Origin of the sequence: Herbaspirillum frisingense, assembly GCF_047325095.1 — a bacterium.
Classification (GTDB): domain Bacteria; phylum Pseudomonadota; class Gammaproteobacteria; order Burkholderiales; family Burkholderiaceae_D; genus Herbaspirillum; species Herbaspirillum frisingense.
The window spans coordinates 5106079-5132303 of the sequence record NZ_CP168558.1; the positions used below are offsets into that span (position 1 = coordinate 5106079).

The 26225-nt window shown below is 64.6% G+C and carries 25 protein-coding genes and 1 riboswitch; of the genes, 7 read left to right on the forward strand and 18 right to left on the reverse strand.

The window, feature by feature from the left end:
* On the reverse strand, positions 1-2280 hold the full coding sequence (locus ACEOAC_RS23230) for a UvrD-helicase domain-containing protein (RefSeq protein ID WP_006463649.1): 2280 nt from the start codon (positions 2278-2280) through the stop codon (positions 1-3).
* Positions 2281-2403: 123 nt separating this feature from the next.
* Here ACEOAC_RS23230 and aroQ point away from each other — a divergent pair, with 123 nt between their 5' ends.
* From aroQ to ACEOAC_RS23245, 3 genes are all read left to right on the forward strand, one after another.
* Entirely contained in the window at positions 2404-2982 is a 579-nt protein-coding gene (gene aroQ, locus ACEOAC_RS23235) for a gamma subclass chorismate mutase AroQ (protein ID WP_413443839.1), read from the forward strand.
* Positions 2983-3147: 165 nt separating this feature from the next.
* Complete coding sequence (locus tag ACEOAC_RS23240; protein ID WP_039875518.1) at positions 3148-4392, forward strand: MFS transporter; 1245 nt, start codon at positions 3148-3150, stop codon at positions 4390-4392.
* 230 nt (positions 4393-4622) lie between these two features.
* On the forward strand, positions 4623-5117 hold the full coding sequence (locus ACEOAC_RS23245) for a Dps family protein (protein WP_006463646.1): 495 nt from the start codon (positions 4623-4625) through the stop codon (positions 5115-5117).
* 178 nt (positions 5118-5295) lie between these two features.
* On the opposite strand, the gene thiE is transcribed toward ACEOAC_RS23245, so the two are convergent.
* Genes thiE through thiC form a run of 5 tightly spaced genes read right to left on the reverse strand, consistent with a single transcriptional unit; the run spans position 5296 to position 9777 of the window.
* Positions 5296-5931 (reverse strand): thiamine phosphate synthase, encoded by a 636-nt coding sequence (thiE, locus tag ACEOAC_RS23250; protein ID WP_413443838.1) that lies wholly within the window; start codon positions 5929-5931, stop codon positions 5296-5298.
* A 1-nt stretch (position 5932) separates the two neighbouring features.
* A complete protein-coding gene (gene thiD, locus ACEOAC_RS23255; RefSeq protein WP_413443837.1) occupies positions 5933-6799 on the reverse strand; it encodes a bifunctional hydroxymethylpyrimidine kinase/phosphomethylpyrimidine kinase in 867 nt (288 codons plus the stop codon).
* A gap of 2 nt (positions 6800-6801) precedes the next feature.
* Positions 6802-7611 carry a thiazole synthase gene (locus ACEOAC_RS23260; protein ID WP_077235744.1) on the reverse strand — a complete coding sequence of 270 codons (810 nt, stop codon included), beginning with the start codon at positions 7609-7611 and terminating at the stop codon, positions 6802-6804.
* Between the two features lie 43 nt (positions 7612-7654).
* Positions 7655-7855, reverse strand: a complete 201-nt coding sequence (thiS, locus tag ACEOAC_RS23265; RefSeq protein ID WP_006463642.1) for a sulfur carrier protein ThiS — start codon at positions 7853-7855, stop codon at positions 7655-7657.
* A gap of 8 nt (positions 7856-7863) precedes the next feature.
* Positions 7864-9777, reverse strand: a complete 1914-nt coding sequence (thiC, locus tag ACEOAC_RS23270; protein WP_413443836.1) for a phosphomethylpyrimidine synthase ThiC — start codon at positions 9775-9777, stop codon at positions 7864-7866.
* 95 nt (positions 9778-9872) lie between these two features.
* Positions 9873-9983, reverse strand: a riboswitch (TPP riboswitch).
* 255 nt (positions 9984-10238) lie between these two features.
* Between thiC and ACEOAC_RS23275 the strand changes: the two genes are divergently transcribed.
* On the forward strand, positions 10239-13049 hold the full coding sequence (locus tag ACEOAC_RS23275) for a valine--tRNA ligase (RefSeq protein WP_413443835.1): 2811 nt from the start codon (positions 10239-10241) through the stop codon (positions 13047-13049).
* A 157-nt stretch (positions 13050-13206) separates the two neighbouring features.
* Positions 13207-13671, forward strand: coding sequence for a DUF2147 domain-containing protein (locus ACEOAC_RS23280; RefSeq protein ID WP_413443834.1), 465 nt, complete (start codon positions 13207-13209; stop codon positions 13669-13671).
* 7 nt (positions 13672-13678) lie between these two features.
* Here the strand turns inward: ACEOAC_RS23280 and ACEOAC_RS23285 are convergent, their stop codons facing one another.
* From ACEOAC_RS23285 to ruvA, 4 genes are all read right to left on the reverse strand, one after another.
* On the reverse strand, positions 13679-14134 hold the full coding sequence (locus tag ACEOAC_RS23285) for a YaiI/YqxD family protein (RefSeq protein WP_324875477.1): 456 nt from the start codon (positions 14132-14134) through the stop codon (positions 13679-13681).
* 21 nt (positions 14135-14155) lie between these two features.
* Positions 14156-14998 carry a 2-keto-4-pentenoate hydratase gene (locus ACEOAC_RS23290; RefSeq protein WP_199181621.1) on the reverse strand — a complete coding sequence of 281 codons (843 nt, stop codon included), beginning with the start codon at positions 14996-14998 and terminating at the stop codon, positions 14156-14158.
* Between the two features lie 191 nt (positions 14999-15189).
* Positions 15190-16245, reverse strand: a complete 1056-nt coding sequence (gene ruvB, locus ACEOAC_RS23295) for a Holliday junction branch migration DNA helicase RuvB (protein ID WP_006463636.1) — start codon at positions 16243-16245, stop codon at positions 15190-15192.
* A gap of 24 nt (positions 16246-16269) precedes the next feature.
* Complete coding sequence (gene ruvA, locus ACEOAC_RS23300) at positions 16270-16848, reverse strand: Holliday junction branch migration protein RuvA (protein ID WP_077235750.1); 579 nt, start codon at positions 16846-16848, stop codon at positions 16270-16272.
* 108 nt (positions 16849-16956) lie between these two features.
* Here ruvA and ACEOAC_RS23305 point away from each other — a divergent pair, with 108 nt between their 5' ends.
* On the forward strand, positions 16957-17898 hold the full coding sequence (locus tag ACEOAC_RS23305; RefSeq protein WP_413445330.1) for a DUF808 domain-containing protein: 942 nt from the start codon (positions 16957-16959) through the stop codon (positions 17896-17898).
* Here the strand turns inward: ACEOAC_RS23305 and ruvC are convergent.
* From ruvC to ACEOAC_RS23330, 5 genes are read right to left on the reverse strand one after another with little or no spacing between them, the layout of a single operon-like run.
* The gene (ruvC, locus tag ACEOAC_RS23310) at positions 17895-18437 is read right to left on the reverse strand and encodes a crossover junction endodeoxyribonuclease RuvC (protein ID WP_006463633.1); all 543 of its coding nucleotides are present in this window, start codon (positions 18435-18437) and stop codon (positions 17895-17897) included. The two genes, ACEOAC_RS23305 and ruvC, sit on opposite strands and share 4 nt — an antisense overlap.
* A 35-nt stretch (positions 18438-18472) precedes the next feature.
* Positions 18473-19939, reverse strand: coding sequence for an FAD-binding domain-containing protein (locus ACEOAC_RS23315; RefSeq protein ID WP_413628601.1), 1467 nt, complete (start codon positions 19937-19939; stop codon positions 18473-18475).
* Positions 19939-20361: a thiol-disulfide oxidoreductase DCC family protein gene (locus ACEOAC_RS23320; protein WP_413445780.1), complete on the reverse strand. Its 423-nt coding sequence runs from the start codon at positions 20359-20361 to the stop codon at positions 19939-19941. The genes ACEOAC_RS23315 and ACEOAC_RS23320 overlap by 1 nt, the downstream gene beginning before the upstream one ends.
* On the reverse strand, positions 20354-21643 hold the full coding sequence (locus ACEOAC_RS23325) for an FAD-binding domain-containing protein (RefSeq protein ID WP_413628602.1): 1290 nt from the start codon (positions 21641-21643) through the stop codon (positions 20354-20356). The genes ACEOAC_RS23320 and ACEOAC_RS23325 overlap by 8 nt, the downstream gene beginning before the upstream one ends.
* Before the next feature lie 11 nt (positions 21644-21654).
* Positions 21655-21831 (reverse strand): DUF2256 domain-containing protein, encoded by a 177-nt coding sequence (locus tag ACEOAC_RS23330; RefSeq protein WP_413445997.1) that lies wholly within the window; start codon positions 21829-21831, stop codon positions 21655-21657.
* A 96-nt stretch (positions 21832-21927) separates the two neighbouring features.
* On the opposite strand from ACEOAC_RS23330, the gene ACEOAC_RS23335 reads away from it, so the two are divergent.
* Entirely contained in the window at positions 21928-22947 is a 1020-nt protein-coding gene (locus ACEOAC_RS23335) for a MerR family transcriptional regulator (RefSeq protein ID WP_102663880.1), read from the forward strand.
* 99 nt (positions 22948-23046) lie between these two features.
* Here the strand turns inward: ACEOAC_RS23335 and purH are convergent, their stop codons facing one another.
* The 3 genes from purH to dusB form a co-directional block, all read right to left on the reverse strand.
* On the reverse strand, positions 23047-24618 hold the full coding sequence (gene purH / locus ACEOAC_RS23340; RefSeq protein ID WP_413444838.1) for a bifunctional phosphoribosylaminoimidazolecarboxamide formyltransferase/IMP cyclohydrolase: 1572 nt from the start codon (positions 24616-24618) through the stop codon (positions 23047-23049).
* Between the two features lie 104 nt (positions 24619-24722).
* Positions 24723-24956, reverse strand: a complete 234-nt coding sequence (locus ACEOAC_RS23345; protein WP_006463627.1) for a Fis family transcriptional regulator — start codon at positions 24954-24956, stop codon at positions 24723-24725.
* Positions 24957-25139: 183 nt separating this feature from the next.
* On the reverse strand, positions 25140-26159 hold the full coding sequence (gene dusB, locus ACEOAC_RS23350; RefSeq protein ID WP_413444839.1) for a tRNA dihydrouridine synthase DusB: 1020 nt from the start codon (positions 26157-26159) through the stop codon (positions 25140-25142).
* Positions 26160-26225 lie beyond the last annotated feature (66 nt).

A 26225-nucleotide genomic window follows, 5' to 3' on the forward strand; every position in this document is an offset into this window, starting at 1 on the left:
TCAGATCTTGTCCAGCTTGGCCACCGACAGGTCCAGCAGCTTCATGCCGAACTTGCCGAAGTTGATCTGCGCCCGTGCCGCACCGCCGCCCCCTTCGATGTTGACGATGACGCCTTCGCCGAACTTGGCATGGGCGACGTTCTGACCGATGCGCCAGCCGGAGTCGGTCTGGCGCGAGAAGCTCTGGGCGATCTTGTTGTTGCCCGCTTCCGGCACCTCATCCCAGGCCGACTTGGGATTGGCGAACCAGTGGTGCTGGGCGATCTTGGGTGACAGCCACTTGATGGATTGCTCGGGCAACTCGTCGAAGAAGCGTGAGCGCATGTTGTAGCGGGTCTGGCCGTGCAGCATGCGGGTCTGCGAGAAGGTCATGAACAGGCGCTTGCGGGCGCGGGTGATGGCCACGTACATCAGGCGGCGCTCTTCTTCCACCCCGCCCTCTTCCTTGGCGCTGTTCTCGTGCGGGAACAGGCCCTCTTCCATGCCGGTGATGAAGACCGCGTCGAACTCCAGGCCCTTGGCCGAGTGCACCGTCATCAGTTGCAGCGCATCCTGGCCGGCCTGGGCCTGGTTGTCGCCGGCTTCCAGCGAGGCATGCGAGAGGAAGGCCGACAGCGGCGACATGATGGTGACCAGCGGCGCATCGGCATCGATCACTTCCACGCCGTCGGCGGTGGTGATGGCGGTGCCGGCCGTGGCCTGCGCCTGCGGACCGAGGAAGGCCGGCGCATCCAGGCCATAGCCTTCTTCGGAAACGAAGAGCGTGGCCGCACTGACCAGCTGCTCCAGGTTCTCGATGCGGTCAGCGCCTTCCTTCTCGTTGCGATAGTGCGTGATCAGGCCGGACAGGTCCAGCACCACCTTCACCGTCTCCGGCAAGGGCAGATGCTGGGTCTCGAAGCGCGCGCCTTCGATCAGCTTGACGAAGGCATTCAGCGAAGAACCGGCCTTGCCGGCCACGTAAGGCACGGCGGCATAGAGCGAGCAGCCATACTGACGCGCTGCATCCTGCAGGGACTCCATGGCCTTGGCACCGATGCCGCGGGTGGGGAAATTGACCACCCGCAGGAAGGCCGAGTCATTGTGCAGGTTGTCCATCAACTGCAGGTAGGCGATGGCGTGCTTGATTTCGGCGCGCTCGAAGAAGCGCTGGCCGCCATAGACGCGGTAGGGAATGGCCGAGCTGAACAGCGCATGCTCCAGCACCCGCGATTGCGCGTTGGAACGGTAGAGGATGGCGATCTCGCTGCGCGACCAGCCTTCGGCGATCAGGTCCTTGACCTGTTCGATGATCCACTGCGCTTCCTGCAGGTCGCTGGTGGCCTCGAAGACCCGTACCTGCTCGCCATGGCCGGCGTCGGTACGCAGGTTCTTGCCCAGGCGCTTGCTGTTGTTGGCGATCAGTTCGTTGGCGGCATCCAGGATGTGGCCGTGGGAGCGGTAGTTCTGCTCCAGCTTGATCAGGTTCTCGACGTGGAATTCCTGTTCGAAGGCCGACATGTTGCCCACGTTGGCGCCACGGAAGGCGTAGATGCTCTGGTCGTCGTCACCCACCGCGAAGACCGCGTTGTGGTTGCCGGCCATGAGCTTGAGCCATTTGTACTGCAGGTCGTTGGTATCCTGGAACTCGTCCACCAGGATGTGGCGGAAGCGGCTCTGGTAGTGCTCGCGCAGCGGCTGGTTGCGCGACAGCAGTTCGTAGGTGCGCAACAGCAGTTCAGCGAAATCGACCACGCCCTCACGCTGGCACTGCTGGTCGTAGAGGTCGTAGAGCTCGACGAACTTGCGGTTGTAGTCGTCGTAGGCATCGACGTCCTTGGCGCGCAGGCCCTGATCCTTGGCGCTGTTGATGAAGTACATCAGGTTGCGCGGCGGATACTTTTCATCGTCCACGTTCATCTGCTTCAACAGGCGCTTGATGGCCGAGAGCTGGTCTTGCGTGTCGAGGATCTGGAAGGTCTGCGGCAGTCCGGCATCCTTGTGATGCGCGCGCAGCAGGCGGTTGCACAGCCCGTGGAAGGTGCCGATCCACATGCCCCGGGTATTGATGGGCAGCATGGCCGACAGGCGCGAGGTCATTTCCTTGGCAGCCTTGTTGGTGAAGGTCACGGCCAGGATGCCGGCCGGCGAGACCTGTCCGGTCTGGATCAGCCAGGCGATGCGGGTGGTCAGCACGCGGGTCTTGCCGGAGCCGGCACCGGCCAGGATCAGGGCGGACTGCGCCGGCAGGGTCACGGCGGCGAGCTGCTCTTCGTTGAGGTTGTGGAGAAGATTTTGCATCCCGCGATTATAAGGCGCTGGCGAGGGCGCCGGGCAGCCGGCGCTGGCGCTATACTGCCGGGCGGCGCTTGCCATGGTCTTTACGGCGCCCTCATCCGTCCTTCTTCACGGTCCTGCTGCCCCATGCTCCCCATGCCGATGTCCCGCCTGCCGATGTCCCGCCTGCTCACCATCCTGTCCGCCCTGCTCCTGACGGCCTGTGCCACCACCCCGCCGCCGGCCTCGCGCGCCGATGTCGAACAGTTGCTGACACTGCAGAAGACGCGCCTGGACGTGGCGGCACCGGTGGCGCGTAGCAAGTGGAATTCGCACGCGCCCATCGACGACCCGGCACGCGAAGCCCTGATCCTGGACGATGTGGCGGCCCGGGCACAAGCTCTCGGCCTGGACGTGGCCTGGACCCGGCGCTTCTTCCAGGACCAGTTCGATGCCGGCAAGATCGTGCAGCGCGACCTGCATCGCCAGTGGCGGGTGGAACAGCATGCCCCCTTCGCCAATCCGCCCGACCTGGCACGGCAGGTGCGCCCGGTGCTGGACCGCCTCACGCCCGACCTGCTGGCCGCGCTGGTCCGCCTGAAAGGCCATTGGTGTGAGCCGGCCGTGCAACGGGACCTGGCCGAGCTGGAGCCGGAAATCCTCGGTGCCGACTATGCACCGGCCGTGCGTGAGCGGGCTACGGCGGCGCTACGCTGCACCCGTTGACGCGCATCCTGCGGGCAAGCGACGTCGCACAAATGCCACTAAGTTGCTGAATCGACAGGTAAAAATCTTTTGCTGTCCTGCAGCATTTTTGTGGCGGGAGTAAAATTCGGACTGCTGTTCACGCGCATCGGCGCGCGCAGCCTCCTCATTCCGAATTCCCCCGCCATGTCCGACGATTCCTGTAGTCCAGGTTCCACACCCGTTTCCGCCGCTGCGCCGGCAGCCGTGCGCGCCCTGCCGCCAGTGAAGGTCACGCGCCAGATCATCGCCACCGCCTTCTTCACCTTCCTGGTCTACCTGGCCATCGGCATCCCGATGGCGGTGTTGCCGGGCTATATCCACCTGGACCTGGGCTATAGCTCGGTGGTCGCCGGGCTGGGCATCAGCGTGCAGTATTTCGCCACCTTCGTCAGTCGTGCCAACGCCGGCCGCATGATCGATACCGTGGGCGCCAAGCAGACTGTGATGCGCGGCATGCTGCTGTGCTCGGCCAGTGGTGGTCTGCTGTTGCTGTCGGCACTGGCGCAGCCGCTGCCGTTCCTGTCGCTGGTGCTGCTCTTCACCAGCCGCGCCTTCCTGGGCCTGGGCGAGAGCCTGGTCGGTACCGGCGCCATCATGTGGGGCGTGGGGCGCGTGGGCTCGGAAAACACCGCCAAGATGATTTCCTGGAACGGCATCGCCACCTATGCGGCGCTGGCCATCGGTGCGCCGCTGGGCGTGGTGCTGGATCGTTCGCTGGGCTTTGCCGTGATCGGCCTGGCCGGCATGCTGCTGACCGTACTGGGTTATGTGCTGGCCCGTGGCGGCCCGGTCACGCCGGTGGTGCAGGGCGAACAGCTGTCCTTCAAGCTGGTGCTGCGCAAGGTGTTCGCCTATGGCATGGGCCTGGCCTTCGGCACCATCGGCTTCGGCTCGATCGCCACCTTCATCACGCTGTATTACGCCGACCAGCACTGGAGCGGCGCGGCCTTTGCGCTGACGGCCTTCTCCAGTGCCTTCGTCGGTGCGCGCCTGCTGTTCGCCAATTCCATCACGCGCTTCGGTGGTTACCGGGTGGCGGTGGTCAGCTTCCTGACCGAAGCGGTGGGCCTGCTGCTGCTGTGGAGCGCCACCACGCCGGAACTGGCATTGCTGGGCGCAGGCCTGGCCGGCTTCGGTTTCGCGCTGGTGTTCCCGTCACTGGGGGTGGAAGCGGTGAACCTGGTGTCGCCCGCCAATCGCGGCGCGGCACTGGCGGCATATTCCGTCTTCCTCGACCTGGCGCTGGGCATCACCGGTCCGGTGGCCGGTGCCATCGCCGGCCAGCTGGGGTATCCACAGGTCTTCCTGTTCGCGGCCATTGCGGCCATCGGCGCGGTGGCCTTGTCGCTGTCGCTGTATCGCAGCGCGCAGCAACGCGGCAAGCCATGATCTAAATACGACGAGAACAATAAAACGATGGGGCCGATCGATTTTTATCTATCGGCCCCATTGATTTATAGGCCTGCATTGATCGCAAAAATCGATTGAAATCGGGAACGTCGGCCTCACTGTCCTATCAATAGATTGCGTGGCCGCAGCTTGTCCCTGTGCGATTTGCAATAGAATCTCAATGTTGTGTTCACCCGCTTACGAAAAACCGAACAGCTAAGGAGCGAAAGATGGCAAAGAAAAACGTGGCAGCCCCCTCGATCAACATCGGCATCAACGACAAGGACCGCAAGAAGATTGCCGACGGCCTGTCCAAGCTGCTGGCCGATACCTACACGCTGTACCTGAAGACCCACAACTTCCACTGGAACGTGACCGGTCCGATGTTCAATACCCTGCACCTGATGTTCGAAGGCCAGTACACCGAACTGGCGCTGGCCGTGGACCTGATCGCCGAACGCATCCGCGCCCTGGGCTATCCGGCACCGGGTTCGTACAAGGAATTCGCCAAGCTGTCCTCGATCCCCGAAGCCGATGGCGTGCCGAACGCCCAGGAAATGATCGCCCAGCTGGTAGCCGGCCAGGAAGCCGTGACCCGCACCGCGCGTTCGCTCTTCCCCGCCGTCGATGCCGCTGCCGACGAGCCGACCGCCGACCTGCTGACCCAGCGCATGCAACTGCATGAAAAGAATGCGTGGATGCTGCGCAGCCTGCTGGAAGGCTGATCCGTATCACTCAATAAAAAAATGCCGTTCTTGCGAACGGCATTTTTTTCTCGCTACCGTTCGGACTGAGTAGACCCGCAGGGTCGTATCGAAGGCGCAGGACCGTGTGCAAGCGTCTGCGCGCCTTCGATACGCCGCCAGGCGGCTACTCAGTCCGAACGGTCTTCATCGACGCCATTCATGAGCGATAAAGATCGGCCAACTCCCGTGTCTTGCGCTCGGCCACCGGCACCAGATAGACGCTGCTGATGACGGCCACCATGTCGGCCCCCTGTGCCACCAAAGGCGGCGCATTTTCCAGGGTGATGCCACCGATCACCACCACCGGCAGGGCAATCTCGCGTTTGGATTGCGCGATGATCTCCGGCGCGGTGCGGAAGTCATACTTTTTCACCCGCGAAGGATAGAAGCCGCCGAAGGCCACGTAGCTGGCGCCATCGCGATAGGCCGCATGCGCCAGCTCTAGCGTGCCGTAGCAGGAGGCGCCGACGATGCGATCCGGGCCGACGGCCTGCCGCACCTCGGCAATGGAGGCATCGGTGCCGCCGACGTGGATGCCGTCGGCATCGATCTCCAGGCACAGGGCCACATGGTCGTTGATGATCAGCGGCACCTCATACCGGCGGCACAGGGCCAGCAAGGCACTGGCCTGGTCGCGCCGTTGGGCGGGGTCGGCAGTCTTGTGGCGATACTGTACCAGTGCGGCGCCGTTCTGCAGGGCCAGCTCGGTGGCCGCCAGCAGTTGCGCGGTGTCATCCCAATCCGGGGTGACGATGTAGAGGCCGCGCAGATGGTTGGCGTAGTCAGGTTTCATCTCAGGCTCCTGCCGCCGGGGCGGCATCAACAACAGGTTCGAACGCGGGAACGCGATGGGGGATACGCTGCCCGGCGGCGATGGCGTAGGACGTGGACAAGGCATGCTGGGTGTATTGCTGGGCCAGGTCGATGGCTGCGCGCATGGAGAGGCCGCGTGCCAGGCCGGCCGACAGCGCCGCCGCCAGCGTGCAGCCGCTGCCATGGAATTCATCCGGCAGCCGGCTCCAGCGCCAGCGGGCGCTTTCGACGGCTTCCTGCGCAAATTCGGAACGGAACAACTGCCCATACCAGCGATTGACCACATCCTGCTCCTGCGGGCCATGCCCGCCCTTGAGCAACACATGGGCGCAACCGCGCTCCATCAACAGCGCCGCCTGACGCGCCGGTGAGACATCGCCACACAGACGGCGCGCCTCGTTGAGGTTGGGCGTGATCACGGTGGCCAGTGCGTACAGGGGTTCGATCACCTGCGCCGCATCGTCGCGCGAAAGCTGGTCGCCACGGCCGTTGGCCAGCACCGGATCAAGCACCACCGGCATCTCTGGATTGCGCTTGCGCAATTGCCGGATCAGCGACGCAATCATCTCCGCATTGGCATGACTGCCGGCGATGCCCAGCTTGACGGCGGCGATATCGAAACGGTCGATCAAGACCTGGGCCTGGTAGCACACCAGATCCGGATCGAGCGCATGCACGGCGAAGACGCTGACGTTGTCCTGCACCGTCAGCGCCGTAGGTACCGACAACGGGTGACACCCCAGCGCCGTGATGGCCGGGATATCGGCCTGCATGCCGGCCCCGCCGCTGGGGTCGGAACCGGAGAAGACCAGCACGCAGGGCGGCGTGGGACGATAGGCGGCTTGCATCGTCAGGCCACGCGACCCGCCATCGGCGAGGATGGCGAGGCAGCGAACTTGCGCGGGATGCGACCGGCGAGGAAGGCTTCACGACCTGCTTCCACGGCCAGCTTCATGGCGCGTGCCATGCGGATGGGGTCGCGCGCGCCGGCAATGGCGGTGTTCATGAGCACGCCATCACAGCCCAGTTCCATGGCGATGGCGGCGTCCGAGGCGGTTCCCACACCGGCATCGACCAGCACCGGCACGCGCGACTGCTCGATGATCAGCGACAGGTTCCAGGGATTGAGGATGCCCATGCCGGAACCGATCAGCGAGGCCAGCGGCATGACCGCGGCCACGCCCAGGTCTTCCAGCATGCGCGCCTGGATGGGGTCGTCGCTGCAATAGACCATCACGTCGAAGCCATCCTTGACCAGCGTTTCGGCGGCCTTGAGGGTTTCGGGCATGTTGGGGAAGAGCGTCTTCTCATCGCCCAGCACTTCCAGCTTGACCAGCTTGTGGCCGCCCAGCAGTTCACGCGCCAGTTGCAGCGTGTAGACGGCATCGGCGGCGTTGTAGCAGCCTGCGGTATTGGGCAGGATGGTGAATTCGGAGGGCGGCACCGCGTCCAGCAGGCTGGGAGCGTTGGGGTCCTGGCCGATGTTGACGCGGCGGATCGCCACCGTGATGATCTCGGCGCCGCTGGCGACGGTGGCCGCGCGGGTTTCGTCGAGGTCCTTGTATTTGCCGCTACCCACCAGCAGGCGCGAGCGATAGGTCTTGCCGGCGATGGTCAGGCCCTGGTCTTCTTGCTGAAGGGGGGCGTCATTCATGTTCATGTCGTTTCCTTGTCTGTGAGATGCGCTGCATGGCGATAGGCAGTTAGCCGCCGCCGATGGCACGCACCACATCTACCTTGTCAGCCTCGGCCAGCGCGTGCGTGGGCCAGCGCGCACCGGGCACCACCTGGCGATTGACCGCCACGGCCACCGCCTTGCCGGCCAGGGAGAGGCCGGCAATGAGCTGTTCCAGCGTGGCGCCGTCGGGCAGCGGGTGAGGCTTGCCGTTCAGTTCGATCTGCATGGCTGCGCTTACTGCTTCGAGTAGATCTCGGCGCCCATCTTGACGAACTCGACCGACTTCACTTCCATGCCCTGCTTCAAGGCGTCGATCTCGGAGATGCCTTCCTTGGCAGCGTAGTCGCGCACTTCCTGGGTGATCTTCATGGAGCAGAAGTGCGGGCCGCACATGGAGCAGAAATGCGCCACCTTGGCCGAGTCCTTGGGCAGGGTCTCGTCGTGGAATTCACGCGCCTTGTCCGGGTCCAGGCCGATGTTGAACTGGTCTTCCCAGCGGAACTCGAAGCGTGCCTTGGACAGGGCGTTGTCGCGGATCTGCGCGCCGGGATGGCCCTTGGCCAGGTCGGCGGCGTGGGCGGCGATCTTGTAGGTGATGATGCCGTCCTTCACATCCGTCTTGTTGGGCAGGCCCAGGTGTTCCTTGGGGGTGACGTAGCACAGCATGGCCGTGCCGTACCAGCCGATCTGCGCGGCGCCGATGCCGGAGGTGATGTGGTCGTAGCCGGGGGCGATGTCGGTGGTCAAGGGGCCGAGGGTGTAGAACGGCGCTTCGTGGCACTGCTCCAGCTGCAGGTCCATGTTTTCCTTGATGAGGTGCATGGGCACGTGGCCGGGGCCTTCGATCATGACCTGCACGTCGTGCTTCCAGGCGATCTGGGTCAGCTCGCCCAGGGTGCGCAGCTCGCCCAGCTGGGCTTCGTCGTTGGCGTCATAGATCGAACCCGGACGCAAACCATCGCCCAGGCTGAAGCTGACGTCGTAGGCCTTCATGATCTCGCAGATCTCTTCGAAGTGTTCGTAGAGGAAGGACTCGCGATGATGCGCCAGACACCACTTGGCCATGATGGAGCCGCCCCGCGAGACGATGCCGGTCATGCGCTTGGCCGTCAGCGGTACGTATTGCAGGCGCACGCCGGCGTGGATGGTGAAGTAGTCCACGCCCTGCTCGGCCTGTTCGATCAGGGTGTCGCGGAAGATTTCCCAGGTCAGGTCTTCGGCCTTGCCATTGACCTTTTCCAGCGCCTGGTAGATCGGCACGGTGCCAATCGGCACCGGCGAATTGCGGATGATCCATTCCCGGGTTTCATGGATGTTCTTGCCGGTGGACAGGTCCATGACGTTGTCGCCGCCCCAGCGGATGGCCCAGGTCATCTTTTCCACTTCCTCGCCGATGGAGGAGGTCACGGCGGAATTGCCGATGTTGGCATTGATCTTGACCAGGAAATTGCGACCGATGATCATCGGCTCCACTTCCGGGTGGTTGATGTTGGCGGGGATGATGGCGCGGCCACGGGCGACTTCCTCACGCACGAATTCCGGCGTGATCTCGGTCGGGATCGACGCACCGAAGGATTGGCCCGGGTGCTGGCGGCCCATCAGGTCGGCCAGCTTGTTGCCCATGGGGCCGGAGGCCTTCAGTTGCTCCAGGTATTCCTTGCGGCGCAGGTTTTCGCGGATGGCGATGAATTCCATCTCGGGGGTGATGATGCCCCGGCGCGCGTAGTGCATCTGCGTGACATTGGCACCCGCCTTGGCACGACGCGGCTTGCGGTGCAGGTTGAAGCGCAGCTCGGCCAGGGCCGGGTCGTTCAGGCGCTGCTGGCCGTATTCGGAGGTGGGGCCGGGCAGCTCTTCGGTATCGTCGCGCTCCAGGATCCAGGGCAGGCGCGGCGTGGAGAGACCGGCGCGGATGTCGATCTTGACGTCCGGGTCGGTGTAGGGGCCGGAGGTGTCGTAGACATAGATCGGGGGATTCTTTTCCGAGCCGAACATGGCCGGGGTATCGGCCTGGCTGATCTCGCGCATGGGCACGCGGATGTCCGGGCGCGAGCCGGTCACGTAGATTTTGCGGGAATTCGGGAGAGGCTGGACGGCTGCCTCGTCGACGGTGGCCGTCGCGGACAGGAATTTCGGGTTGGCATTCATTTCGGCTCCTTTGCTTGATGACTCTTGGCTCGGAGCCAGCAAAGGAGGTTGCGGAAGAGGACGGACGGCGGGGATGGGACGGTGCCGTGGGTACGTCATGCTGCCGGTTGCTTCCCTTCGCTGGCATTATCCAGATCAGGTTCAAGGGTATTTCTCACCCGGCTGCCAGAGCATGTGCTCCGGTGCCAGGACCCCTAGCGATGCGACGCGGGCCGCTTGCGCGGACCTTGTCGTGGGCCGGATTCTACTCCAAATACGGCGATGAACAAGGCTTCATTTTGGATGAGCTGGAGGTGCAGCACGGCAATTGAAGCCGTCAGGCTGCCTGGCAGCAACATGTTGAGGGTCGCCCTAGCGTATTTCTGCCCTGCCCCCGGGGACGCGTCAATTTCGCGCCCGTGGAGGGATTTGCCCTCCCCGTCCCTTATAATGTTGGGTTTCGCAAAAACACACGTCAAATCATGGAATTAGCCAAGTCGTTCGAGCCTGCCGAGATTGAGAAATTCTGGCGCGAGGAGTGGGAAAAGCGCGGTTACTTCGCCGCCACCACCGACGCGGAGAAGCCCTCGTTTTCCATCCAGCTGCCGCCGCCCAATGTGACCGGCACCCTGCACATGGGTCACGCGTTCAACCAGACCATCATGGATGGCCTGACGCGCTACCACCGCATGCGCGGTTTCAACACCGCCTGGATTCCCGGTACCGACCACGCCGGTATCGCCACCCAGATCGTGGTGGAACGCCAGCTGGATGCGCAAAAGGTCTCGCGCCACGACCTGGGCCGTGAAAAGTTCGTCGAGAAGGTGTGGGAGTGGAAAGAGAAATCCGGTTCCACCATCACCGGCCAGATGCGCCGCATGGGCGCCTCCACCGACTGGGCCCGTGAATACTTCACGATGGACCCGAAGATGTCCAAGGCCGTCACCGAGGTGTTCGTGCGCCTCTACGAACAAGGCCTGATCTATCGCGGCAAGCGCCTGGTGAACTGGGACCCGGTGCTGGGCACCGCCGTCTCGGACCTGGAAGTGGTGTCGGAGGAAGAAGACGGCTCCATGTGGCACATCAAGTATCCGCTGGCCGATGGCAGCGGTCACATCGTGGTCGCCACCACCCGTCCGGAAACCATGCTGGGCGACGTCGCCGTGGCCGTGGACCCGACCGACGAGCGCTATGCGCCGCTGGTGGGCAAGATGATCAAGCTGCCGCTGGTGGGCCGCGAGATTCCCATCATCCAGGATGAATACGTCGACAAGGAATTCGGCACCGGCTGCGTGAAGATCACCCCGGCGCACGACTTCAACGACTACCAGGTCGGCGCCCGCCACAACCTGGAAAAGATCAGCGTCTTCACCCTCAAGGCGACCATCAACGAGAACGCTCCCGAGAAGTATCAGGGTCTGGATCGCTTCGAGGCGCGCAAGCAGATCGTGGCGGACCTGGATGCATTGGGCCTGCTGGAACAGGTCAAGCCGCACAAGCTGATGGTGCCGCGTGGTGACCGTACCGGCGTGGTCATCGAGCCGATGCTGACCGACCAGTGGTTCGTGGCCATGAGCAAGCCGGCGCCGGAAGGGACCTACTTCCCGGGCAAATCGATTGCCGAGACCGCGCTGGAGAAGGTGTCTTCGGGCGAGATCAAGTTCGTGCCCGAGAACTGGACCAATACCTACAACCAGTGGCTCAACAACATCCAAGACTGGTGTATTTCGCGCCAGCTGTGGTGGGGCCACCAGATTCCGGCCTGGTATGACGAGGACGGCGGCATCTATGTCGCCCGTACCGAAGAAGAGGCCAAGGCACAGGCCGGCGGCAAGACCGTCAAGCGCGATGAAGACGTGCTCGACACCTGGTTCTCCTCGGCGCTGGTGCCCTTCTCCACTCTGGGCTGGCCGGAAGAAACCCCGGATTACAAGCTGTTCCTGCCCTCGTCGGTGCTGGTGACGGGCTTCGACATCATCTTCTTCTGGGTGGCGCGCATGGTCATGATGACCACGCACTTCACCGGCAAGGTGCCGTTTGACACCGTCTACGTGCACGGCCTGGTGCGCGATGCCTCGGGTCAGAAGATGTCCAAGTCCAAGGGCAATACGCTGGACCCGATCGACCTGATCGACGGCATCGGGGTGGACGATCTGGTGGCAAAGCGTACGGTTGGCCTGATGGATCCCAAGCGGGCACCCAGCATCGAGAAGGCCACCCGCAAGGAATTCGCCGAGGGCATCCCGGCCTTCGGCACCGATGCGCTGCGCTTCACCTTCGCCTCGCTGGCGACCCTGGGCCGCAACATCAACTTCGACCTGAACCGCTGCGAAGGCTATCGCAACTTCTGCAACAAGCTGTGGAACGCCACCCGCTTCGTGCTGATGAATACCGAAGGCCAGGACTGCGGTTTCGACGGTCATGTCAAGGGCGTGTGCGACAAGGAGCAATTGCAGTTCTCCAAGGCTGACCGCTGGATCGTGTCGCTGCTGCAGCGTACCGAGGCCGAGGTGGAAAAGGGCTTTGCCGACTATCGCTTCGACAACATCGCCACTGCCATCTACAAGTTCGTCTGGGACGAGTATTGCGACTGGTACCTGGAAATGGCCAAGGCCCAGATCCAGAGCGGCAACGAGGCGCAACAGCGCGCCACCCGCCGCACCCTGCTGCGCGTGCTGGAAAGCGTGCTGCGCCTGGCCCACCCGGTGCTGCCCTTCATCACCGAACAGCTGTGGCAGAGTGTAGCGCCGCTGACGGACCGCAAGCCCGATCCGGCGGGCGACTCCATCATGCGCCAGGCCTATCCGCGTCCGGACCTGGACAAGATCGACACCGAAGCCGAAGCCTGGGTCGCCCAGTTCAAGGCCTACACCGATGCCTGCCGCAACCTGCGTGGCGAGATGCAACTGGCGCCGTCGCTGCGTGTACCGCTGATCGTGGAAGCGGCCGACACCGCTGCGGTGGAGTCCTTCCTGCCCTACCTGCAAGGCCTGGTACGCCTGTCGGAAGCGCAGATCGTGGCGCAACTGCCGGAGTCGCCGGCACCGGTGGCCATCGTCGGCGAAGTCAAACTGATGCTCAAGGTGGAAATCGATGTGGCCGCCGAGCGTGAGCGCCTGGGCAAGGAAGTCACCCGCCTGACCACCGAGATCGCCAAGGCCAACGGCAAGCTGTCCAACGAGAGCTTCGTGGCGCGTGCCCCTGAGGCCGTGGTGGCGCAGGAGAAGGAGCGTGTCGCCAACTTCAGTGCAACGCTGGAGAAAGTGAAGGAACAACTGGCCAAGCTGAAGTAAGCCGGCCTTTTCCTGCCAAAGCCGTCGTCCCCGTCCGGGACGGCGGCTTTTGTTTTTTGTGCTTGCCTTGCAGGGCGGGCTTGTCTAGACTGGATCGAAAAAATTAGAACAATCGTGCTTTTTTTATGGCATTCGACTTGATCAACAGGAGACCAGCATGACCCGCACCACATCCCCCTCTCGCCTGCTCGGGCGCACCCTCCTTATCGCCGGCCTGCTGGCCAGCACCGCCGCCTGGGCCGATGGCTCGCCGCTGGGCCTGTGGAAGAGTATCGACGACTCCACCGGCAAGCCCAAGGCACTGATCCGCATCACCGAGAACAATGGCGAGTTGAGCGGCCGGATAGAAAAGCTGTTCCGCGCCCCCGAGGAAGACCAGAACCCGGTCTGCCAGAAATGCGAGGGCGAGCTCAAGGACAAGCCGGTCATCGGCATGACCATTCTGTCGGGCCTGAAGAAGGACGGGGACGAGTACAACGGTGGGCAAATCATCGATCCGGCCAATGGCAAGGTCTACAAGAGCAAGCTGAGCGTGGTCGACGATGGCCAGAAGCTCAACGTGCGCGGCTATGTCGGCATGCCCATGCTGGGTCGGACCCAGACCTGGCTGCGCGAACAGTAAGCGCGACTCAGGCGGGGCGGGCGGCCTTGAGGACGTAGCGGTCCAGTTCACGGGCGAAAGCGCGCCCGTCGCTGGTGCTGAAGGCGGCCGGGCCGCCGGTTTCCACGCCGCTGCTGCGCAGTTCTTCCATGAAGTTGCGGGTGCTGAGGTGATGGCCGATGTTCTGGCCGGTATAGAGCTCGCCGCGCGGATTGAGCGCCAGCGCGCCGCGGCCGATGACGTCGGCCGCCAGCGGGATGTCGGCCGTGATCACCAGGTCTCCGGGCGCGACCTGGCGGGCGATCTCGCGATCGGCCACGTCGAAGCCGGCCGGAACCACCATGGATTTGATGAAGCGTGAAGGCGGGGTGCGCAGCGGCCGGTTGGCCACCAGCGTGACGATGATGCCGGTACGGTCGGCGACCCGGAACAGCATCTCCTTGATCACGCCCGGACAGGCGTCCGCATCAACCCAGATGGCCAAGATGAAAACGCCGTCCCGTAGCTAGACGAAGGATACCGTCAGACCCGGCAGGGTCACGCCGGAGAAAGCGGTGGTCCAGGTCTGTCCCGGTTCGATCGGACAGGCGTCGGTCCAGGTGCCGGTGCTGATGATTTCGCCCGCCTGCAACTGGCGGAAGCGGCTCTGCTTCTGCAACAGCTGGTGCAGGTGCCACAGCGCGTGCAGGGGGCTGTCCATCTCGTCATTGCAGAAGCCGGCGGCACGCAGCACGCTCGAACTCTCGGTATTGCAGGACAGCGAGACGCTGGCGCTGGCCAGGATCTGCGGCAGGTGATGCTTGGTGGCCGAGGAGAGTACATGCGGCTCGCCCACGATCAGGGTGCCGTGCAGGCCGAAGGCGGCAATCGAATCGGCCACCGTGAATTCCCAGTTGGGGAAGGGGCAGACCACGATTTCGAAACCATGCGCCATCCACTCCAGGCAGTCGGCCAGTTCATCCAGCGAGGCATCGGGGGCCGGGGTCTTGCCAAGCTTGAGGACGATTTCCGGCTCGATACGCGGTTGCACCGCACCGGCCAGCGATTGCGCGCCGTGGTTGTCCTCGGCAAAGCGCACGGTGGTGTCCCACATCGGCGCCCAGGTGGGGATGCGGGTGTCGTCGATGATGCCGTAACGTTCCCAGTTCTTGCGCACCACGAAGCCGATCTTGCGGCCGATGGGCTGCTCGCCCTGGGCCACGCGGATATTGCGGATGTTGTGGGCGATGTCGTAGGCATCGTCCACCGACAGCGGTTCGGATTCGGAGATGCGCGGGATGATGCGAGACTGGGCGCGCGCATCGAGCAGCTGATGCGCGTATCGAAGGGCTTGGCTCGACATTAGCATGGAGGGCTCACATCGAAAGATAGTGAATAGCTATCCATTGTCGATGACGATTAATTTTTGCACAAGCAAAAACTCGCTTTTTGACGAGATCTGACAAAAATTTCATCTGATTGCCTCGCCACGCGTCATGCTGTTTTTCAGCTGCTGCAAAAGTCACTTAACTGACGAGAAAACTGAATGTCACGGATGGGTCAGGCGCCCCACAGCTCGCCATTGGGACCGGTGCGCGGGGCTGCCACGCCGAAGTGCTGGTAGGCCGCGCCGGTGGCGATGCGGCCACGCGGGGTACGTTGCAGGTAACCCTGCTGGATCAGGTAGGGTTCCAGCACGTCTTCGATGGTGTCGCGTTCCTCGCCGATGGCAGCGGCCAGGTTGTCCAGCCCCACCGGTCCGCCGCCGAACTTGAAGAGCACGGCCTCCAGCAGCTTGCGGTCCATCAGGTCGAAGCCGACCGGGTCCACGTCCAGCATGACCAGGGCGGCGTCGGCCATCTCGCGGGTGATGCGGCCCTGGCCCTTGACTTCGGCATAGTCGCGCACCCGGCGCAGCAGGCGGTTGGCGATACGCGGCGTGCCACGGCTGCGGCGGGCGATTTCCAGCGCGCCATCGTCAACGATGGGGGCGTTGAGCAGTCCGGCGCTGCGGGTGACGATGCGCGCCAGCTCGGGCGGGGTGTAGAACTCCAGCCGGGCGACGATGCCGAAGCGGTCGCGCAGCGGGTTGGTCAGCATGCCGGCGCGGGTGGTGGCGCCGACCAGGGTGAAGGGTTGCAGGTCCAGCCGGACCGAGCGGGCTGCCGGACCTTCACCGATCATGATGTCGATCTGATAATCCTCCAGGGCCGGGTAGAGGATTTCCTCCACCACCGGCGACATGCGGTGGATCTCGTCGATGAAGAGCACATCGTTGGCTTCCAGATTGGTCAGGAGCGCGGCCAGGTCGCCGGCGCGCTCCAGCACGGGGCCGGAGGTCTGGCGCAGGTTCACGCCCATCTCGCGGGCGATGATATGGGCCATGGTGGTCTTGCCCAGGCCGGGCGGGCCGAACAGCAGGGTGTGGTCGAGCGGTTCGCCGCGCTTGCGGGCGGCCGAGATGAAGATTTCCAGCTGGGCGCGGACCTTTTCCTGGCCGACGTATTCGTCCAGGTGCTTGGGCCGCAGGGCGCGTTCGATGGCCTCCTCGTTGGCCGAGGCCGGAGTGGCGGCGATGATGCGCTGTTCGGAGAAATCGTCGGTCTGGATGCTCATGCTCTGATCCTTGTCGGCCCTGACCTAGCCCTTGGAGAGGGCCTTGAGGGCATGCTTGATGCCGTCCGAGACGCTGGCGTCCTTGGGAACCTGCTTCATGGCCAGGCTGGCTTCCTTGTCCGAATAACCCAGTGCCAGCAGGGCGTTGAGGATGTCGGCCGTGGCGTCGCTGTGGACCACGCCGGCCACCGCGCCCAGGTCGGCACCGAGCTTGCCCTTCAGTTCCAGCAACAGGCGTTCGGCGGTCTTCTTGCCGATGCCCGGCACGCGGGTCAGGCGACCGGCCTCCTGCAGCGTGACGGCCTGGGCCAGGTCGGCCACCGACATGCCCGAGAGGATGGCCAGCGCGGTACGGGCGCCGACGCCGGAAATCTTGATCAGCTCCTTGAACGTATTGCGTTCCTCGGCGGTCCCAAACCCGAACAGGATGTGGGCATCCTCGCGGATGGCGAGGTGGGTCAGCAGCGTCACCTTCTCACCCAGCCCGGGCAGGTTGTAGAAGGTGCTCATCGGCACCACCACCTCGTAGCCGACGCCCTGGCAGTCGACCAGCAGATTCGGGGGGATTTTTTCTAGAAGAATTCCTGAGAGGCGACCGATCATGGCGTCTTTGATGTGCGTGAGCTGCAGCTTCTGTGATAATCCCGGGATGATACAGCACTGTTCGGATAAACAGTATCCAACGATAACAAGCTTGAATAAAGGACAACCATGGCCGGCAGCGCCTTCTTCGCATTGATCGACGACATCGCCACGGTGCTCGACGATGTTTCCCTGATGACCAAGATGGCGGCCAAGAAGACCGCCGGCGTGCTGGGCGACGACCTGGCCCTCAATGCCCAGCAGGTCAGCGGCGTGCGCGCCGAGCGCGAACTGCCGGTGGTGTGGGCGGTCGCCAAGGGCTCGCTGAAGAACAAGGCCATCCTGGTGCCGGCGGCGCTGGCCATCAGCGCCTTCATTCCCTGGGCGGTGACGCCGCTGCTGATGCTGGGTGGCGCCTTCCTGTGCTTCGAGGGCTTCGAGAAACTGGCCCACAAATACCTGCCGCATGACGAGCAACACCACGAGGTCGCAGCCACCGCGCCCGAGGAAGTCGACCCGGTCAGCTACGAGCGCGAGAAGATCAAGGATGCCGTGCGCACCGACTTCATCCTCTCGGCCGAGATCATCGCCATCACGCTGGGGACGGTGGCCGGCGCCCCGCTGCAGCAGCAGATCACGGTGCTGGTGGGCATTGCGCTGATCATGACGGCCGGTGTCTATGGCCTGGTGGCGGGCATCGTCAAGCTCGACGATGGTGGGCTCTACCTGGTGCAGCACGCCGGCCCCAGCGCCTGGGGCCGTCTGAAGGCTGTGGTGGGCCGCGCCATCCTGGCGGCGGCGCCGAAGATGATGCGCAGCCTGTCGGTGATCGGCACCGTCGCCATGTTCATGGTGGGCGGCGGCATCCTGACCCACGGCCTGCCGTTCGCCCATCACGCCATCGAAGCGGCAGCGGTTGCCGCAGAGGGCGTTGCGGTGATCGGCCCGGTACTGGGCGCGATTGTGCCTGCGGTATTGAATGCGCTCTTCGGCGTGGTCGCCGGTGCGGTGGTGCTGGTGATAGTGAAGCTGGCGCAGCGCGTGCTGTCGCTCTTCAGGACGAAAAACTAACCGACCAGCCGCCCGCCGCGCATGCGGATGCCCTTGCGCGCCAGCGCCGGGGCCAGCGCCCCCAGGTCGGACAAGACCCCTCCCCCGTGCGCATGGCAGATCGCCACGCCCAGCGCATCGGCGGCGTCGGTACCGGGCAACCCGGGCAGTTTCAGCAGCCGCGCCACCATTTCCTGCACCTGCGCCTTTTGCGCCCGTCCATGGCCGGCCACGGCCTGCTTGACCTGCAGCGCCGTGTATTCGGCCACCGCCAGGTCAGCCGCGACCATGGCGCAGATCGCCGCGCCCCGGGCCTGCCCCAGCAGCAGCGTGGATTGCGGGTTGACGTTGACGAACACCTTCTCGATGGCGGCGCAATCAGGTGCATAGGTCCGCACCACCTCGCCGACGCTGGAGAGGATCACCTTGAGCCGGGACGGCAAATCGCCATCCGGCGTCTTGATGGTGCCGGAGGCGATATAGGACAGCGTGTTGCCCTGCTTGTGGATGACTCCGAAACCGGTGGTGCGCAAGCCAGGGTCGATACCGAGGATTTTCATGCCCGCCAGTCTAACCGATCGGACCGACCCAGGCCCTAGAACAACACGCCCTGACCGGGGTCGGCGGTCTTTTTGCGGCCGCGTCGCTGCGTGGTCGCGGGCAGGCCGCTCTTGCGCGAGCCGTGCCTGTCCTGGATGGCGTCGGCTTCCTGACGGGCGACCGGGCTGTGACGGTGGCCATAGAGCGCCTCCTTGGCCTGGGCCAGCGCGCTCTTTTCGTCGACGATGGGCGCGGGATAGGCTGGCGTGCCATATTCCGGCACCCAGCGCCGGACGTACTCACCCAGGGGATCATGGTCCCGCGCCTGCTTGGCCGGCGAATAGATGCGCAAGGTATTGATGCCGGTGGTGCCGGATTGCATCTGCATCTGGCTCCAGTGGATGCCGGGTTCGAAATCCAGGAACTGGCGTGCCAGGAACAATCCCGGCGCGCGCCAATGCAGCCACAGGTGGTAGGCGGCGAAGCTGACCAGCATGGCGCGCATGCGGAAGTTGAGCCAGCCGGTGCTGCATAGCTGGCGCATGCAGGCGTCCACCATGGGATAGCCGGTACGCCCTTCGCACCAGGCATCGAAGCGTTCCTGTGCCAGTGCGCCCCACGGCCCGCCATCTCCGGGGCGCAGGCCATCGAGCGAGCGGGCGATATTGCGCCATTCGAGATCGGGCTGGTCTTCCAGCTTCTGCATGAAGTGGCAATGCCAGCGCAGGCGGCTGGAAAAGCCGCGCAGACCGTAGGCCAGCTCGCGGTCCGGTGTGTGTTCGATGGCCAGCTCGGTGGCCTGGTGCACGCTGCGCATGGACAACGTGCCGAAGGCCAGGTGCGCGCTGAGACGGCTGCAGGCTTCAGGCGCAGTCAGGGGGCTGGACAGAGCCCGCCGGTAATCGCGTCCATCACCGCCGAGAAAGGCGCGCAGGCGCTCCCAGGCATCGGCTTCCCCGGCGGGCGGCTGCAGGCGCGGCGTGGGCAGGCCGAGATCGGCCAGCGTGGGCAGCGGATCGGGCTGCATGCCCGGCGGGGCGTGAAAGCCGGCAGGCATCGCCACCTGCGGCGCCTCCATGCGCTGCAGCCAGCACGCGGCCCAGCCATCGCGACTGCGCAGGCGGCGGATCACGCCGGTCTGCGGCCATTCCTGCCAGTGGACATGCTGGATGCGACTCCAGCGGCCGACTGAAATATCACGGGCGTAGCTCCAGGCGGGGCCGGTTTCTTCGTGGCTGAAGAGATGGGTGACGTTCCATTCACGACGCAGCACTTCCAGCACCTGCACCGCCTCGCCGATGCGCACCAACAGCGGCATGCCACGCTGTCGCAGCTCGATCTGCAGCGGCTGCAGCGAGCGCAGCAGGAAATCCACGTGGCGCGGATCGCATTCGAAACTCTGCAACCAGGCCGGTTCGATGATGAACAAGCCAAAGGCGCGTTCGCACTGTGCCGCCTGCGCCAGCGGTTGATGATCGCGCAAGCGCAGGTCGCGCTTGAACCAGACCAGGCCGACCGACATCAGGACCGCCGCGAGCGCCCTTCCAGGCGCAGGACCAGACGCTGGAGCGCCGGCCGCAGGTGCAGGAAGCCACGGTAGGAGCGCTCCATCAGCCACAGCATCCCGGGCAGGCGCGCCAGACGGGCCAGCCAGCGCCAGCCCGGCAAGCTCGCCCATAGCTGCACGAAGGCCGCTGCCCCATTGAAGACCACTCCGTCGGCGCGTTGCACATGGAAGCGCGCCAGGAGCTGCTCGCGCGTCAGGCCGGATGGCAAGTCGGAGCCACGATCGGGCTGGCTGATGTCGCAGAAGCGCAGCGGCGCCTGCTCACCAAGGCGCTGGTACAGACCGATCTCACGGCGGCAAAGCGGACAGGCGCCGTCGTAGAGCACGGTCAGCTCATCCTTCTGATTCCCGCTGTTGCGTTCCTCGCCGTCAGCCATCGCAGTGGCCCTCCCGTGCCAGCAGCTCTGCCGCGTCGCGCAGGCCATGGGTGCTGCGTCGCCACCACTGAGTGAACAGATCGCTGGGCTTGTCCACCGCCGGAAACAGTCCTGGCGGCGCGCTGCATTGCGCCCACAGCGGCAGCCACGGTGCCAGGTGCGGATCGGACTGGCAGCGCACGCTGCGTGCCACCTTCAGGGCGCGTCCCACGCTGGCGGCGTCGCCGTGCCAGCACAGCGGCGCAAGCTCGCGCATGCGCGCGCCGACGAAATCCCAGCGGCGCTGGCTCCACGGCCACAACAGGTGGAAGTCGGAGAGGTACAGCCCCACCACCAGCGTATCGGGTGCAAGATCAGCTGGCAGTTCGCCCAGGCTCCAGGGATGAACCAGCCAGACGTCGCGCCCGGCCACGGCCTGCGGGTCGGGGGCGACGCTATCCAGGCTGGCCGGGGGTGCCGCCAGCAAGGGGGGCTCGGCAATGCGCGGGCAAGCGCAGGCAGAGGCCGCAGGTTCAGGCGCCACCGGATCGGGCTGCAGGGCGATCTGGCCCAGCGCTTCATAGCTGGTGTCGAGCACCGTCCCCGGGCTATGCCAGGCAGCAGGCGCGTACTTGGCCACATTCTCGGCATTGAAGAGATAGGGCTTGTGACTGCCGGTGCCGGCCACCCATTGCCAGCTCAGATGATTGCTGGCCAGGTCGCCATCCAGCAGGTGACCGACCATCCAGTCGGCACCGGCGCGCCAGTGCAGCTTGCGCAGATGCACGATATAGCTGGCCAGCCACATGCGGGCGTGGTTGTGCAGGGTCCCGGTGGCATACAGGGTGCGCACGGCCTGGTCGATCACCGGCAGCCCGGTGGCACCCTCGCGGATATCGGCCGGCAACTCACGCGCATAGGCCGACTCCGGCAGCGGACCGGGATGCAGCGAATCGAAGATGCGGGCGCCACGGCGCGCCCAGACATAGCGGTAGAACGCGCGCCAGCCCAGTTCATAGACGAACTTGTGCTGCACCTCCAGCGCATGGCGCGCGCAGACGCCAGCCAGCACCTCGCGCAACGTGACCATGCCATGGGTGAGGTAAGGCGACAGCCCTGTCACGGCACCCTCCAGGCTGTTGCGGGTGCGGGCATAGGCCCCCGGGCGCACGGCGGCGATACGCTGGCGGGCGGCGGCCAGGGTGGGCAGCGCAGGGGTCGCCAGGACTTGCGGCGCGGCTTGCGCCGCTTCGTCCGGTGACACGGCATCCAGCACCAGGTCGAATTGGTGTTTGCGGTACATGACTCGACTCCTCAGGAAGCAGCGTGGGCGCGCTTGCGGCGACAGGCGTCGGAACAGTATCTGACCTCGTCCCAGTTACGGGCCCACTTGCGCCGCCAGGTCATGGGCAAGCCGCAGACGGCGCAGGGCTTGCTGGGCAAGTGCGCCTTGTTGCCGCGATGAGCGATGGCCTGGCTGGTGGATTTCATGACTCAGGATTGTACGCAATAAATGGTTCAACCTTGATTCAAATCCGCGATTTATCGCCTATACTCTGCGTCATTCCAGATTCAACGAGAGAGATCATGAGCACAGACCAGCCGCAGCAGTCCGCCCCTCCCGCAGACAAACCCGCGACCGAGTCATTGCGCCGCACCGGGGCCGTGGCCCGCATGTTGCGCATGCCGGTGGCGACCCTGCGCGTGTGGGAGCGTCGTTATGCGCTGACCCAGGGCAAGCTCTCGCCCAGCGGGCAGCGTCTGTATTCGGAAGCCGATGTGCGGCGCCTGGCCTTGATCCGGCAGTTGACCGAGCTTGGTCATGCCATCGGCAGCCTGGCCGGCCTGGACATGGAGCAGTTGCAGCAGGTCGCGGCCACCCATGCCGAACTGCACGCCGTACGCCCCACCCCGCCGCAGACGGTGCAGGGCCAGTGGCGGGTGGCGGTGATCGGCGCCACGCTGGCGCAGCGGCTGGACAAGCCGGGCCTGCTGCAGCGCCTGGGCCGTCCGCTGCAGTTGCTGGGCCCCTTCGAGAGCGTCCAGCAGGCTGCCCTGAGCCTGAAACGGGAAGAAGTCGACGCCCTGCTGCTGCACGAGCCGCAGTTGCATGCCGGCTGGCTGGGGGCGCTGGAGAGTTCGGCACCGGCCTTGAGTGGCTTGCCGATGGCGGTGCTGTATGGCTTTGCCAGCGAAGCGGTATGCGAAACGCTGGCGGCGGTAGGCATCAGCCTGCTGCGCGCGCCGCAACCGGACGTGGTGATCCTGCAGTGGCTGCGTGCACTGATGGCGCTGACGGTGCCGGCGCGCAGCGAACCGGCCTGGTCGCAGCAGGCGCAGGTAACACGGCGCTGGAGCGACAATGAGTTGATCGCCTTCGCCAACCGCTCCACCACGGTGGCCTGCGAATGCCCGCGCCATGTGGCGGAGTTGCTGATGCAGCTGTCGCAGTTCGAGCGCTACAGCGCGCAGTGCGCCAATCGCAACGAGGCCGATGCGCAGTTGCACCAGTACCTGCAGCAATTGACGGCGGAATCGCGCCAGCGCTTCGAAATGGCGCTGAGCCGGATTGCGATGCATGAGGGCCTGGTTCCGGAGCAATCCTGAGCGCAGGCGACCGCGCAAACAACAGCGAAGGCAAACCGAACCCACCAACAGGAACGCCCGGCATATGGCCGGGCGTTCTTGTTTAAAGCATGCAGATGATCAGTGACGGAAGTGACGGGTTCCGGTCAGCAGCATCACCACGTCGCGCTCGTTGGCGGCGTCGATGACTTCCTGGTCGCGCATGGAGCCACCCGGGTGGATGACGCAGGTGGCACCGGCATCAACCACCACGTCCAGGCCGTCGCGGAACGGGAAGAAGGCGTCGGAGGCCACGGCAGAACCCGCCAGGGTCAGGCCGGCGTTCTGCGCCTTGATCGAGGCGATGCGGGCGGAGTCGATGCGGCTCATCTGGCCGGCGCCCACACCCAGGGTCATGCCATTGCCGCAGAAGACGATGGCATTGGACTTGACGAACTTGGCCACGCGCCAGGCAAACATCAGGTCCTGCAGTTGCTGCTGGGTCGGCTGCTTCTTGCTGACCACCTTCACGTCGGCCAGCAGCACGTTCTTGGCATCCGGCGACTGCACCAGCAGGCCACCGCCGACACGCTTGAAGTCGTAGCCGTTCAGGCCATTGCCCAGCGCGATTTCCAGCAGGCGCACGTTCTGCTTGGCGGCGAAGATCTGCTTGGCTTCAGCACTGAAGGACGGGGCGATCAGCACTTCCAGGAACTGCTTGGCCACCGCTTCGGCCGCAGCCGCATCCACTTCGCGGTTGAAGGCGATGATGCCACCGAAGGCCGAGGTCGGGTCGGTCTGCAACGCCTTGCTGTAGGCTTCCAGCGGGTTGGCACCGATGGCCACGCCACAGGGGTTGGCGTGCTTGATGATGACGCAGGCCGCTTCGGTGGCCGGGTCGAAGCTCTTGACGCATTCCCACGCCGCATCGGCATCGGCGATGTTGTTGAAGGACAGTTCCTTGCCCTGCAGCTGGGTGTAGTTGGCCAGGGCGCCCTCGACCTTCTTGATGTCGCGGTAGAAGGCGGCACTCTGATGCGGGTTTTCCCCATAGCGCATGTCCTGGACCTTCTCAAAGTGAAGGTTCAGGGTGGACGGGTAGGCGCTGCGGGTGGTGTGCTGCTTGTCTTCGCCCAGGGAGGTGAAGTAATTGGTAATGGCGCCGTCGTATTGCGCAGTGTGGGCAAAGACCTTCTTGGCCAGCGCGAAGCGCTTTTCGTAGGGCAGGTCGCCACCCGACTTCAGCTCGGCCAGCACGCCTTCGTAGTCGGTCGGGTCGCAGATGACGATCACGTCCTTGTGGTTCTTGGCCGAGGAACGCAGCATGGCCGGGCCGCCGATGTCGATGTTCTCGATGGCGTCTTCCAGGGAGCACTCTTGCTTGGCAATGGTCTGCTGGAAGGGATACAGGTTCACCACCACCATGTCGATGGTGGGGATGCCGTGCTGGTCCAGGGCGGCCACGTGCTCGGGGAAGTCACGACGGGCCAGGATGCCGCCATGCACCTTGGGATGCAGCGTCTTCACGCGGCCATCCAGCATTTCCGGGAAACCGGTGTAGTCGGCCACTTCGGTGACCGGCACGCCATTGTCGGCCAGCAGCTTGGCGGTGCCGCCGGTGGACAGGATGTTGACGCCCATGGCGGACAGCGCGCGCGCGAATTCGAGCACGCCTGCCTTGTCGGATACGGAAATGAGTGCTTGTTTGATCATGGTAGGCAAGACTGGTAAGGGAAAGGAAACCTGAAAAACCGTGGAAGGAAGCTGCACCCCTGCATGAACCGGCCCCCTGCACTGCGGCGCCGGCCTTGCGCGGTCTACAGCAGGCCGTGCTGCTGCAGCTTCTTGCGCAGCGTATTGCGGTTGATGCCGAGGATCTCGGCGGCCTGGGACTGGTTACCCTCGGCGCGCGCCATCACGGTCTCGAAGACCGGTTTTTCGACCGTGGCCAGCACCATGTCGTAGACATTGGTGGGGAGTTGCTCTCCGAGATCCCGGAAATACTTTTCCAGGCTCTTCTTGACGACATCCTCGATACTTTCTTTGCTCATGGCGTTGCTGCTTCTGTTTTTTTCCGGTGTGGCCACTGCCGGCGACGCTCGCCGTTGTGAACTGCGCGCCTGCCTGCGTGACCTGCCGTGTTGTTGATCAATTGCGCGCAAGGCGCATCCGATACCCGTTACCCCAAGCCCGATCTCCGTCCCTGCCGGGCGGTCGGGCCATTGCTCGTTCGCTCAGGCGGCCAGGGCCACCTCATCCACCAGACCGTATTGCAGACGCTCGCCGTGCGCTGCCTGGTCGGCGAAGAACTGCCGCACCGCCTGCAACTGCTGGTTGCAGTCTTCGATGCGATTCATGCCGCGACGGAACTGCTCGCCGCCGACAAGTTCGCGCACATACCAGCCGATATGTTTGCGCGCCGTGCGCACGCCCAGGTACTCGCCGTAGAACGCGTAGTGGGCCTGCAGGTGTTCATCCATCAGTTGCACGACCTCGCTCACCAGCGGCGCCGGCAGATGTTCGCCGGTCTGCAGGAAGTGGTCGATCTCGCGGAAGATCCAGGGACGCCCCTGTGCGGCGCGGCCGACCATGACGGCATCAGCCCCGGTGATGCGCAGGACCTCGCGCGCCTTTTCGGGCGTGGTGATGTCGCCATTGGCCACCACCGGAATACTGACGGCAGCCTTCACGGCGGCGATGGTCTCGTACTCGGCATGGCCGCTGTAGCCGTCGGCGCGGGTGCGACCGTGCAGCGTCAGCATGGCGATGCCGGCCGCCTGGGCGCGGGCGGCGATCTTCAGGGCGTTCTTGTTGGCGCGGTCCCAGCCGGTGCGGAATTTCAGCGTCACCGGCACGTCCACCGCCGACACCACCGCATCCAGGATGCGCGCCACCAGTTCCTCGTCCTGCAGCAGGGCTGAACCGCACCAGCTGTTGCAGACCTTCTTGACCGGGCAGCCCATGTTGATGTCGATGATCTGGGCGCCGCGCTCGACGTTGTACTTCGCGCAGTCGGCCAGCATGACGGGATCGGCCCCGGCGATCTGCACCGCCTTGGGTTCCATCTCGCCATTGTGGTTGATACGGCGCGAGGTCTTCTCGCTGTGCCACAGCCGCGGATCGGAAGCCGCCATCTCGGACACGGCATACCCTGCCCCCAGCTGCTTGCACAGCTGGCGGAATGGACGGTCGGTCACGCCCGCCATGGGAGCGACGAACACGTTGTTTCGCAGGGAGTAAGGCCCAATGTTCACGACGTGGATCAGGGGGAGGTACGGGGAAGGGCGCTATTTTAGCGCGATTGACGGCCTCGCCCAACA

What these genes read in the sequence shown, in the direction of transcription:
- ACEOAC_RS23230 (WP_006463649.1), bottom strand. Translation starts at nt 2,280, where the DNA reads ATGCAAAATCTTCTCCACAACCTCAACGAAGAGCAGCTCGCCGCCGTG.
- aroQ (WP_413443839.1), top strand. Translation starts at nt 2,404, where the DNA reads ATGCTCCCCATGCCGATGTCCCGCCTGCCGATGTCCCGCCTGCTCACC.
- ACEOAC_RS23240 (WP_039875518.1), top strand. Translation starts at nt 3,148, where the DNA reads ATGTCCGACGATTCCTGTAGTCCAGGTTCCACACCCGTTTCCGCCGCT.
- ACEOAC_RS23245 (WP_006463646.1), top strand. Translation starts at nt 4,623, where the DNA reads ATGGCAAAGAAAAACGTGGCAGCCCCCTCGATCAACATCGGCATCAAC.
- thiE (WP_413443838.1), bottom strand. Translation starts at nt 5,931, where the DNA reads ATGAAACCTGACTACGCCAACCATCTGCGCGGCCTCTACATCGTCACC.
- thiD (WP_413443837.1), bottom strand. Translation starts at nt 6,799, where the DNA reads ATGCAAGCCGCCTATCGTCCCACGCCGCCCTGCGTGCTGGTCTTCTCC.
- ACEOAC_RS23260 (WP_077235744.1), bottom strand. Translation starts at nt 7,611, where the DNA reads ATGAACATGAATGACGCCCCCCTTCAGCAAGAAGACCAGGGCCTGACC.
- thiS (WP_006463642.1), bottom strand. Translation starts at nt 7,855, where the DNA reads ATGCAGATCGAACTGAACGGCAAGCCTCACCCGCTGCCCGACGGCGCC.
- thiC (WP_413443836.1), bottom strand. Translation starts at nt 9,777, where the DNA reads ATGAATGCCAACCCGAAATTCCTGTCCGCGACGGCCACCGTCGACGAG.
- ACEOAC_RS23275 (WP_413443835.1), top strand. Translation starts at nt 10,239, where the DNA reads ATGGAATTAGCCAAGTCGTTCGAGCCTGCCGAGATTGAGAAATTCTGG.
- ACEOAC_RS23280 (WP_413443834.1), top strand. Translation starts at nt 13,207, where the DNA reads ATGACCCGCACCACATCCCCCTCTCGCCTGCTCGGGCGCACCCTCCTT.
- ACEOAC_RS23290 (WP_199181621.1), bottom strand. Translation starts at nt 14,998, where the DNA reads ATGCTAATGTCGAGCCAAGCCCTTCGATACGCGCATCAGCTGCTCGAT.
- ruvB (WP_006463636.1), bottom strand. Translation starts at nt 16,245, where the DNA reads ATGAGCATCCAGACCGACGATTTCTCCGAACAGCGCATCATCGCCGCC.
- ruvA (WP_077235750.1), bottom strand. Translation starts at nt 16,848, where the DNA reads ATGATCGGTCGCCTCTCAGGAATTCTTCTAGAAAAAATCCCCCCGAAT.
- ACEOAC_RS23305 (WP_413445330.1), top strand. Translation starts at nt 16,957, where the DNA reads ATGGCCGGCAGCGCCTTCTTCGCATTGATCGACGACATCGCCACGGTG.
- ruvC (WP_006463633.1), bottom strand. Translation starts at nt 18,437, where the DNA reads ATGAAAATCCTCGGTATCGACCCTGGCTTGCGCACCACCGGTTTCGGA.
- ACEOAC_RS23315 (WP_413628601.1), bottom strand. Translation starts at nt 19,939, where the DNA reads ATGTCGGTCGGCCTGGTCTGGTTCAAGCGCGACCTGCGCTTGCGCGAT.
- ACEOAC_RS23320 (WP_413445780.1), bottom strand. Translation starts at nt 20,361, where the DNA reads ATGGCTGACGGCGAGGAACGCAACAGCGGGAATCAGAAGGATGAGCTG.
- ACEOAC_RS23325 (WP_413628602.1), bottom strand. Translation starts at nt 21,643, where the DNA reads ATGTACCGCAAACACCAATTCGACCTGGTGCTGGATGCCGTGTCACCG.
- ACEOAC_RS23330 (WP_413445997.1), bottom strand. Translation starts at nt 21,831, where the DNA reads ATGAAATCCACCAGCCAGGCCATCGCTCATCGCGGCAACAAGGCGCAC.
- ACEOAC_RS23335 (WP_102663880.1), top strand. Translation starts at nt 21,928, where the DNA reads ATGAGCACAGACCAGCCGCAGCAGTCCGCCCCTCCCGCAGACAAACCC.
- purH (WP_413444838.1), bottom strand. Translation starts at nt 24,618, where the DNA reads ATGATCAAACAAGCACTCATTTCCGTATCCGACAAGGCAGGCGTGCTC.
- ACEOAC_RS23345 (WP_006463627.1), bottom strand. Translation starts at nt 24,956, where the DNA reads ATGAGCAAAGAAAGTATCGAGGATGTCGTCAAGAAGAGCCTGGAAAAG.